The 10369-nt window shown below is 34.7% G+C and carries 12 protein-coding genes; 9 read left to right on the top strand and 3 right to left on the bottom strand.

Translation table 11 applies throughout. The annotated features are described in order from the left end of the window. The first annotated feature begins 249 nt into the window (after positions 1-249). The 9 genes from rplI to AB1414_09180 all read left to right on the top strand — a co-directional run bounded on the left by rplI (position 250) and on the right by AB1414_09180 (position 8381). Positions 250-705 carry a 50S ribosomal protein L9 gene (gene rplI / locus AB1414_09220; protein MEW6607621.1) on the top strand — a complete coding sequence of 152 codons (456 nt, stop codon included), beginning with the start codon at positions 250-252 and terminating at the stop codon, positions 703-705. Between the two features lie 94 nt (positions 706-799). Continuing rightward, the gene (gene dnaB, locus AB1414_09215) at positions 800-2143 is read left to right on the top strand and encodes a replicative DNA helicase (protein ID MEW6607620.1); all 1344 of its coding nucleotides are present in this window, start codon (positions 800-802) and stop codon (positions 2141-2143) included. Next, positions 2140-2889 (top strand): ABC transporter permease, encoded by a 750-nt coding sequence (locus AB1414_09210; protein ID MEW6607619.1) that lies wholly within the window; start codon positions 2140-2142, stop codon positions 2887-2889. Before dnaB ends, AB1414_09210 begins: the two co-directional genes overlap by 4 nt. A 38-nt stretch (positions 2890-2927) precedes the next feature. Continuing rightward, a complete protein-coding gene (locus tag AB1414_09205) occupies positions 2928-3674 on the top strand; it encodes an ABC transporter ATP-binding protein (protein MEW6607618.1) in 747 nt (248 codons plus the stop codon). A gap of 6 nt (positions 3675-3680) precedes the next feature. Beyond that, positions 3681-4637 carry an MlaD family protein gene (locus AB1414_09200; protein MEW6607617.1) on the top strand — a complete coding sequence of 319 codons (957 nt, stop codon included), beginning with the start codon at positions 3681-3683 and terminating at the stop codon, positions 4635-4637. Next, positions 4634-5527 carry a hypothetical protein gene (locus AB1414_09195; protein ID MEW6607616.1) on the top strand — a complete coding sequence of 298 codons (894 nt, stop codon included), beginning with the start codon at positions 4634-4636 and terminating at the stop codon, positions 5525-5527. The genes AB1414_09200 and AB1414_09195 overlap by 4 nt, the downstream gene beginning before the upstream one ends. 212 nt (positions 5528-5739) lie before the next feature. After that, entirely contained in the window at positions 5740-6267 is a 528-nt protein-coding gene (locus AB1414_09190) for a DUF4416 family protein (GenBank protein ID MEW6607615.1), read from the top strand. Between the two features lie 34 nt (positions 6268-6301). Further along, positions 6302-7333 (top strand): mannose-1-phosphate guanylyltransferase, encoded by a 1032-nt coding sequence (locus AB1414_09185; protein MEW6607614.1) that lies wholly within the window; start codon positions 6302-6304, stop codon positions 7331-7333. Between the two features lie 79 nt (positions 7334-7412). Beyond that, positions 7413-8381, top strand: a complete 969-nt coding sequence (locus tag AB1414_09180; protein MEW6607613.1) for a GDP-mannose 4,6-dehydratase — start codon at positions 7413-7415, stop codon at positions 8379-8381. 587 nt (positions 8382-8968) lie between these two features. On the opposite strand, the gene AB1414_09175 is transcribed toward AB1414_09180, so the two are convergent. The 3 genes from AB1414_09175 to AB1414_09165 are packed head-to-tail and all read right to left on the bottom strand — an operon-like array spanning position 8969 to position 10034. Further along, on the bottom strand, positions 8969-9385 hold the full coding sequence (locus AB1414_09175; GenBank protein MEW6607612.1) for a DUF86 domain-containing protein: 417 nt from the start codon (positions 9383-9385) through the stop codon (positions 8969-8971). 5 nt (positions 9386-9390) lie between these two features. Continuing rightward, positions 9391-9819 (bottom strand): nucleotidyltransferase domain-containing protein, encoded by a 429-nt coding sequence (locus AB1414_09170; protein ID MEW6607611.1) that lies wholly within the window; start codon positions 9817-9819, stop codon positions 9391-9393. Then, positions 9816-10034, bottom strand: coding sequence for a hypothetical protein (locus AB1414_09165; GenBank protein ID MEW6607610.1), 219 nt, complete (start codon positions 10032-10034; stop codon positions 9816-9818). Before AB1414_09165 ends, AB1414_09170 begins: the two co-directional genes overlap by 4 nt. Positions 10035-10369 lie beyond the last annotated feature (335 nt).

The following is a 10369-nucleotide window of genomic DNA, read 5'->3' as shown; positions in this document are numbered from 1 at the left end:
AGTAACATGCAACTTCAATCTTAACAGAGCACTATAATCTTTGCGTTCTTTGCGGTTAATTTCTTTGCGTTCTTTGCGGTTAAAAAAGGATAAACCACTTAATCTTAAAAAAACTTGAATATCGAGTGTTACTACTCTCCGTGCTAATCAAATTATCAGCGACAGAATAATAGTTAACCAATTACCATTTAACCAATTACCATTTAACCAATTACCAGTTACCAATTACCAAAATTAAGGATATAGATAATGGAAGTAATATTAAAAACCGATATTACAGGAGTGGGGAAAAAAGGTGAGATTAAAAATGTGGCTGAAGGATATGCGAGGAATTTTTTAATCCCAAAAGGATTAGGGGTGCCAGCTACAAAGAGTAATTTAGAAAGGCTCAATGAGGAGAAAAAAAGGATAGCAGTTTTCGCCCAGCGCGAAAAACAAACAGCCATAGAATTTAGTCAAAACCTTAAAAACACTACCATAACTATTACGAGAAAAGCAGGTGAGGGAAATAAAATTTTTGGCTCGGTAACTAAAGAAGACATTGTTGAAGCAGTGGCTAAAAAAGGTTTTGTAATGGATAAAAAGATGGTTGATATTCCTCAACCAATAAAACTTTTGGGCGTCTATACAATTCCAATCAAACTCCATAAAGAAGTCGAAACAGAAATAAGTCTTAGGGTAGTCCGAGAAAAAGGAGGTGAATAATAAGGTTTCACGAAATTAAAAGTAAGTAATTGGTAATTGGGAACTAATTACCATTCACCAGTTACCATTTACCAAAAAAAGGGAGGGGATACAAATGAGTTTGCCAGAAGCAATTGCAGAAAAGATTCAACCACAATCAATCGAAGCTGAAGTATCCGTTATCGGTGCAATGTTAATGGATAAAGATGCGATTTGTAAAGCGGTTGAGGTCTTAAGTGAAGATGCTTTTTATAAAACTACGCATCGTAAAATATATAGTGCTATTTTAGATTTATTTGAAAGAAATGAACCGGTAGATTTAGTTACTTTAACTAATGAATTAAAGAGAAAAGGTGAGTTGGGTAATGTTGGTGGCCCACTATACCTGACTACTATCTTAAATAGTGTTCCGACAGCGGCTAATGTCGAATATTATATTCGAATTGTCAATGAAAAAGCCGTAATAAGAGGACTTATCGCCGCGGCAACTGAGATTGTCTCTATGGCATATCAACAAACCGAAGATGTTTCACAAATGTTGGATAATGCCGAACAATTGATCTTTAACATCGTCCAGCGTAAAATAAGCCGTGATTTTGTTCATATTGGCGAAATGTTACATGATAGTTTTGAGATGATTGAAAATCTCTACGCAAAAAAAACTTATGTAACAGGCATACCAACGGGTTTTGTGGATTTAGATATTCTTACATCAGGATTTCATCCCTCAGATTTAATTATTATTGCTGGAAGACCATCTATGGGGAAATCAAGTCTGGCGTTGAATATTGCTCAGTATGCCAGTACTCGCGAAAAGATTCCAGTTGGAATATTCAGTTTAGAGATGAGCAAGGAACAATTAGTTCAACGAACTTTATGTTCGGAGGCAAGAGTAGATGCCCAGAAACTAAAAACAGGTTATTTAGGAGAGGCTGATTGGCCCAAACTTACGACCGCGGCAGGAATATTAGCCGACGCACCGCTTTACATCGATGATACCCCAGCTATCCCAATATTAGAAATAAGGGCTAAGGCACGAAGACTTAAAGCAAAATATAACATCGGCTTAATTTTAGTCGATTATTTACAACTTGTTCAAGGCAGGATGCAGATTGATAATCGCCAACAGGAAATATCCGAAATATCTCGCTCTCTGAAATCTTTAGCCAGAGAATTAAATATCCCGATAATAGCTTTATCTCAACTTTCACGAGAGGTAGAAAAACGAGGTGATAGAAAACCACAATTATCTGATTTACGCGAATCAGGTGCAATTGAACAAGATGCAGATGTGGTAGCATTTGTCTATCGCGAAGAATACTACAAACCTACTCCTGAAAATGAAGGGATAGCAGAAGTAATCATTGGGAAACAACGCAATGGTCCTATTGGAACGGTAAAATTAGCCTTTATAAAAAAATATACTCGATTTGAAAACCTCGCAAAGGTAGAAGAATGAAAAAAAGAATCTACTATTTCCTTGAGGAAATTGGTGGAATGAGTCTTTTCTTGCCACAAATTATCATCCAAATATTTAAACCACCATTTAGACCTAAATATATCATACACCAATTAGTTGAAATTGGGATAAATACCTTACCCATAGTTGGTCTTATGTCATTATTTGTTGGAATGGTTTTAGCTTACCTGGCATATCTTCAGTTTAAATTAGTTGAATTTGAAATGTATACCGGCAGTTTAGTTGGTGCGTCTATGGTTATGGAATTAGGGCCGGTATTAACCGCGATTATCGTTGCAGGAAGAATTGGCGCCGCTACTACCGCTGAAATAGGCAGTATGAAAGTAACCGAGCAAATTGATGCACTCTATACCCTGGCAGTCAATCCAATTAAATACTTAGCGGCACCCAGGTTTTTAGCCGCGATTATTATGCTCCCATTACTAACTATATTTGCTGATATTATTGGGATGTTTGGTGGATATATGATTGGCGTGTGGCAGTTTGGAATCCAACATTCCATTTATATTAACAAAACACTTGACTTTTTAGCCCCAGATGATATAATATGTGGGTTGATAAAAACAATGTTCTTTGGAGCAATGATTGTGCTTGTCAGTTGTTACAAAGGTTTTACGACCTATGGTGGGGCTGAAGGGGTTGGAAAGGCAACGACTTCCGCCGTCGTTATCTCAATCGTGCTTATTTTAGTGATGGATTATTTCTTAACCATTGTGCTTTTTTAATTGCATCCAACTACAAAATCAAAAGTGGAGATGTAAGGATGATTCTTATTACTGATTTATGGAAGAATTTTGGGGAAACTCAAGTTTTAAAAGGTGTTAATATCCAGATAAATAAAGGGGAAGTCATTGTCATTATTGGCAGAAGTGGCTGTGGAAAAAGTGTTCTCTTAAAACATATCATCGGTATTCTAAAACCTGATAAAGGTAAAATAGAGATTTTTGGCAAAGATATTGCGAAAGTTAAGGAAAATGAATTAAATCAAATCAGGAGAAAGTTTGGCATGCTTTTTCAAGGTGCGGCATTGTTTGACTCGCTAACCGTGCGGGAAAATGTGGGCTTTTTCTTAGATGAACATACTAAATTAAATAATGCAACTATCTCAAAGATAGTTTCTGAAAAACTAAAACTTGTAGGTCTGTCTGGGGTAGAAAATTTAATGCCTTGCGATTTAAGTGGTGGTATGAAAAAAAGGGTTGGATTAGCCAGAGCGATTGCCGCAGACCCTGAAATTATCCTGTATGATGAACCAACAACAGGTATTGACCCAATTATGGCAACGGCAATAAATGAATTAATTAAAGACCTTCAGGCAAAACTATCATTAACTTCTATTGTTGTTACCCATGATATGACTTCCGCATATCAAATTGCGGATAGAATTGCAATGTTAGAAGATGGAAAGATTATTGAAGATGGAACACCTGAAGAAATAAGAAACACCAAAAAACCTGTTGTTAAACAATTCATTACAGGAGGAAAACCAATAAATGGAGTATTGGAGTGAAGATAAATGAAACTAAGTCCTGAATTAAAAGTTGGAATTATGGTTACTGTCGCATTAACTATTTTAGGCATATTAATCATCGTTGCCAGTGGACCATATTTTTTCTACAAAGGATACTTAATACGCGTTCATTTTGACTATGTTAGTGGTTTAGATGCGGGTGCACCAGTAAGATTAGCCGGGATGGAAGTTGGTGAAGTAAAAGACCTTAAATTAGTTAATGAGAAGATTGAAGTAACATTAAAATTAAACCACACGGCTCAAATTAGAAGTGATTCGCAGGTTACAATAAATTCCCTCGGTATTGTTGGAGAAAAATATGTGGAAATTACTCGGGGAACACATCAGGGTAAAATTCTTAAATCAGAAAGTGTAATTCAGGGAATAAATCCAGTGAATGTAGAAGAAATGCTTAATAGAACAGAGGCTGTCGTTTATAAATCAGAGAAAATAGTTGCTTTTATGGATAAAATGTTAGGCGGAGAAGAACTCTGGGTAGAATTTGATAAAATCATTAAAAATATCTTTATTTTTACTATTACCCTGAATGAATTAGTAGTTGAAAATAAAGATGAATTAAATTCAACGATTAAAGACCTCCACGCAATCTGTGCCTCATTAAAAAAGATAATTAAAGAAAATAGTGAGGATGTTAAAATAACTACCGAGAAACTTAAGCAAACCACAATTCAATTAAATAAAACCGTTGAGAATATAAACAATACTGTGCTTGGAACAAAAAAGGATATAACTAATACATTTACAGAATTAAGTCAAACCATAGTTTCTCTCCAGAATATACTTGAAAAAGTAGAAAAAGGAGAAGGTAGTCTGGGTAAATTATTAGCTGATGAAGAAATCGCTAATCGTCTCACAAACGCCTCTAAAAACATAGAAGAACTAACATTGGATTTAAAAAAACATCCATGGAAATTATTACAAAAAGGGGGAACGACTAAATGAAAAAGATAATCTTTGAGCAACGGTTCATTTTCGCTCTTTTTTCCATGATTCCTCTGATAACACTAATAAATGTGGCAAATGCCTATGTGCAAATCTCAGATTTTTGTGGAAACTATAATATTAATATTAATGGATTAAAAGGAACTTTGCAATTAATCCTGTGCTCGGAGGGAAAGAATTACAATCTTCAAGGCACATATACTAATGATAGTGAACAAATTTTTCAAGTCAAAGGGTTCACAGGACATCTTAATCAGAGTATTCCATTGCATAAAATTACTTTCTATATTGATTTTCCACAAAATAGGCAAATGTTTGAAGGATATTTAATGTGTGAGAGCAGAGATGCTATTGCTGGATATACGATTGAGAATAAAGTCCCTGTAGGATTCTATGCAATTAAAATGCCAAAATATCAAATGCCAGAAGAAAAACAGCAGAAAAAATCATTTCTGCAAAAACCAATAAAAGATAAACTTTCAGACTTAAAATATATCTTAAAGGATATACGATATGCAATCCTAATCTATAATGGTCAACATCATCGTCAGGCTAAATTAGGATTTATATGGGATGAAAGGACGCAAAAGCAAATTGCATATACTGATGGTAAAGATGTAATGACACAACTACTCCAACGCACCGATAAAAATGGCTTAACTAATACTAATGAGGCGCAATTTGGGCCATATTTCCATGAGTTTCGCATAAATCCATTTACTTTAGGAAACACGATTCACATCATTGATTCACCTCTACCAATTAAAGAAATCATTACCTCAGCTGAAAACTATGATTGGATTTTTAATGTCCGCACTTCTGAATTTAGAGCAGGCGGAGAGGTAGTTTTACCTGATGATATTTCCGAACACTCTTTACAGGATTTTTAAAAAATGGGGTAATCGTTCACCGCAGAGACGCAGAGAAACAGAAAAGACATAGAAATAAAGTAACTATTCAGCCACTGATTAACACGGATTAGCACGGATAAAAAAATAAAATCAGTGTTTCATCTGTGTCCATCTGTGGCTAAATAGTTACCAATAGATTTTAATTTTTTCTCTGCGTCTCTGCGGTAAAGAATTACCTGAACGGTTACAAAATGGGTGAGATTAAATTACCAAAGCCAGTAAAATTAATTGTGGGAATGATTTCCGGGGATAATAAATTATTTGAATTAGCACAACAAAAACTAATGGAACGGTTTGGTGAAATTGATTTTTTTAGTCAAATTTTACCATTTGACTCTACAAATTATTATAGTCATGAAATGGGAATAAGTCTAAAGAGGAAATTTATTAGTTTTGCCATTTTAATTGACCCCGGTCAACTTCCAGACATTAAAATTTTTACTAATTTAACTGAAAAAGAATTTAGTTTTGATTCAAAACGAAGGATTAATCTTGACCCCGGCTACATTTCTCTGTCAAAACTGGTGTTAGCGACAACTAAAGATTATCAACATCGTATTTACCTGCGTGATGGGATTTATGGTGAGGTAACATTACGATTCAAATCAAAAGAATTTCAAAACTGGGAATGGACATATCCGGATTATAGAACTGAGACTTACCAAAAGATATTTTTGGAGATACGGAAATTGTATGTTGAACAATTGAAAAGTAGTTAGTGATGAAGACTATTCCTCTCAGGAGATATGGAAAATGTTATATGGTATCATTTTAGCCGGTGGGTATGGTGAACGATTTTGGCCAAAAAGTCAACCTGATACCCCAAAACAATTATTATCAATTACCAGTAAAAAAACATTATTAGAAGAAACGCTGGATAGAATCAGAGAGTTAATTCCCCAGGAGAGAATATTAATTGTAACAAATAGGACTATCGGAGATAAAATTTTATCGGCAATCCCTACCCTGACGATGAATAACATTATCGCAGAACCAATGCGTAAAAATACTGCTCCAGCAATTGCATTAGCCACTTTATATCTAAAAAATAAAGATAAAGAGGCGGTGATGGCGGTTTTACCCGCAGACCATTTTATTCCGGATAAAGAAAGATTCTTAAAAATTCTGTCTATTGCTTATGAAGTGGCTAAAGAGAAAGAAGACCTTGTAACCTTTGGAATTAAACCAACAAGACCTGAAACTGGATACGGCTATATAGAAATGGGAAAAAAAGTAGCCACACAAAATGGCATCTCGACCTATGAGGTTATCTCATTTAGAGAAAAACCTGACCTGAATACAGCAAAAGAATTCCTTGCAAAAGGAAGTTACCTGTGGAACAGTGGAATGTTTATCTGGCATATCCAAACAATCCTTGATGCCTTTTCTAACCTTATGCCAGACTTATACTCAAAATTAATGAAAGTTGAAAATGACCTGAAAATAGAAGAATTTTATCAAAGGGTAGAAAATATCTCCATAGATTTTGGAATAATGGAAAAGGCTAAAAATATCTTGATGATTGAAGGAGATTTTACCTGGGACGATGTGGGTTGCTGGCGGGCATTAGAAAGGATATATTCTCAAGATGAGAATAAAAATGTAATTTTAGGCAATCACCTCGGAATTGATACTCAAAATTGTATTGTTATGGCTGATGAAAAATTAATCGCTACAATTGGAATCTCTGATTTAATTGTAGTCAGCACAAAAGAAGCAACCTTTATCTGTCCAAAACAAAGGGCAGAAGAAGTAAAAAAAATAGTCGAGAAATTAAAAAAATAATTAAATCGGTAATTTGAAATGGTAACTATTACCATTTAACCAGTTACCAATTACCAATTACCAAAAATGGAGGTAAATTATGTCAGAAAGATGTTTAATTACGGGTATCACAGGATTTGCAGGGAGTTATTTAGCTGATTTCTTGCTTGAAAAAGGAAATGTCGAAGTTTATGGAATTAAAAGATGGCGTAGTCGAATGGAAACCATTGAACATATTAAAGATAAAATAACACTAATCGAATGTGATTTAAGAGATGCAACATCAGTTCTCAATTGTATTGAAGAAATGCAACCTGATAAAATCTTCCATTTAGCCGCTCAAAGTTTTGTTCCTACTTCATGGCTGGCACCTACTGAAACCTTAATGACTAATATCTTAAGCACTTTAAATATATTTGAGGCGGTGCGTAAAGCTCATTTAGCTCATACAAGGATTCAAATTGCCGGCTCTTCTGAAGAATATGGAATGGTTTATGAGGATGAAGTCCCTATCAAAGAAACTAATCCTCTAAGACCTTTAAGCCCTTATGGTGTCAGTAAAGTAGCTCATGATTTATTAGGATACCAATATTATATGAGTTATAATCTCTATGTTGTCCGAACAAGGGGATTTAATCATAGTGGTCCTCGAAGAGGTGAGGTATTTGTAGAAGCAGATTTTGCTAAACAAATTGCTGAGATAGAGAAGGGATTAAAAGAACCAATTATATATGTAGGAAATCTTGAGGCAAAAAGAGATTTTACGGATGTGCGGGATATGGCTAAGGGATATTGGTTATCACTTGAGAAATGTGACCCTGGCGAAGTCTATAATATCTGCTCTGGAAAGGCGTATAGCATAAAAGAGGTTTTAGATATGTTACTTTCTCTTTCTACGGTAAAAGTGGAAATAAAACAAGACCCCTCGCGAATGCGTCCTTCTGATGTTCAGATATTATTGGGAGATTTTAGTAAATTTAGAGAAAAGACCGGTTGGCAACCAACTATCCCCTTTGAAAAAACACTCAAAGATATATTAAACTACTGGCGTGAATATTATCAGGTTTAGTAATAAAATATTAACGGCTCCAGCATAAAAGAAGTTTTTGCGAAACAAAAAAGGAGTAACCGTTCACCGCAGAGACACAGAGACGCAGAGAAGAAAATTAAAATTTATGGACGATACGCTTAACATCCCTGATTTTCATCAGTGCAAGTTCTTGAGTACAACAACATTAAACTTGCACTGATGAAAATCAGGGATGGATTAACAAATCTGGCTTGCCGGCTGAACACTCGGCAAGCAGGTCTTATGTATTTCAATGACTGCACCAATAATCTTTTCTGTTATCTGATTTATTTCCATATCTTCTCTGTAAACTCTTGCGTCTCTGCGGTAAAAGGATTACCTGAATAGTTACGCTTTTTCTTTCCTTATTCATCAAAGTCCTAACGACCAAAGAACCAAATTTCTTTGCTTCCTCTAATCTCTTCGGATTCCTTTCAATCCCTCACCTGGCATCAATAGTGAACTAAAAAAACCACCCCATTAAACAGCTACATACCCCCTCAAAGGCGGATTTAAGGAGAAGGTATGAATTGCCATCCTTTCTTTGTGAGCCATTTATACCTAATATTTTCATTGTCTTCCTTCTGTTAAAGCAATTTACCAATTGCTGTTATAAATTCATTGAAATCCATTAGGTCATTTTTTGTGTATTCTAAAATATTCCTGTCTTCAATTTCCCAATAGCGGTGAATGAGCTTATTTCTAAATTTTACCATTTTTCTTAATCTTAAGACTATATCTTCGGTTAAAAGCCCCTCTTTCCCTAATATCTCAAAGCACTCTCCAAAAGCCGAAACCCCCTTATTGAATCTTCTTGCAGCAATATGAACACAAATCCCACCTACCGCTTCAATTGCTTGCAATAAATAATATTTTACCGCCGCCATATTCTCTTTTTTAGACCAAAATTCCCTTTCCTCTACTGAGGTAAGCCGTTGTATCTCTGCTAAGGATTCTTTAATCTCTGAAAATCTTTGTTTAATTTTCTCTCTGTCTATTCCCATAAAGATTAATTCTCCACTAATTCTTTTAAAGATTGATAAGCAATATATTCATTGCTCAAAGCGTCTAAGGAAGTGTCTTCTATCATCTCTGAAAGCAATGGATAATTTTTGCAAAAAAGTAATTGCCCCCTGGTAAAGATATTATTTAAAAAATAATTTGGTGCGAAATTCAAAACCTTTATTTCAACAATATCAAAAGCCAATTTAGAGCCTTTTGCCACTATTTCTTCGAGTTTCAATTCATAATTAAAAACATCTTCTTCTTTTATATCCTTTAAATAAACACCAATATCAATGTCTCTAAAGGACGGTTCATTTAAAAAAGAGCCAAAAATAAAGGCAAAAATAACCTCTTCCTTATTCAGAAGGATTTGTTTAATTTTTTCTATAATCTTTTGCCTTTGATTCTGTTTAAAAGATAGATATTCATTCATAAGTCTTCCTTCTTAAGTTCGGTAATCTCAATACCGAAAACTTCCTTAAACTTCTTTCGACCTTTTTCAGTCGCCTCAAATACAGTCTTCTTTCCCTCTTTTGGCTTAATCCATCCCATCTCAAGCAGACGGTTGAACAGAGCAGGTGCTATTTGCCCGCCCAGATGGTCAAAACATTTGCCTATGGCCGGCATTTTCCTTTTTGTTTTAGTCATTATAAAGCTCCATAATCTCATCAAATTTTAGGTGGTGTCTTAATCTAGTGCTCCGTCGCTGATAATTTGATAGATTGTTTTTCTACCTGTCATTCCCGCGCAAGCGGGAATCCAAATTTTAGTAAGCGTTCAAGTGGTGTAACAAAAGGAGATGTGGAGATTAAGGAGATAGGGAGATATTATTAAAAAAATTGAAATTAGTAGAAACTAATAGAAATTTATAGAAATTTGTTGTTTTCCACAATCAATTTCTACCTATTTCTATAAATTTCAATCTATTTCTATTATCTTATCTCCATATCACCCTTATCTCCTTATCCCCTTTCTTACACTTT

The sequence above is a fragment of the bacterium genome (genome assembly GCA_040755795.1).
Classification (GTDB): Bacteria; UBA9089; CG2-30-40-21; order CG2-30-40-21; family SBAY01; genus JBFLXS01.
This window is presented reverse-complemented; position numbering and strand designations above follow the sequence as displayed.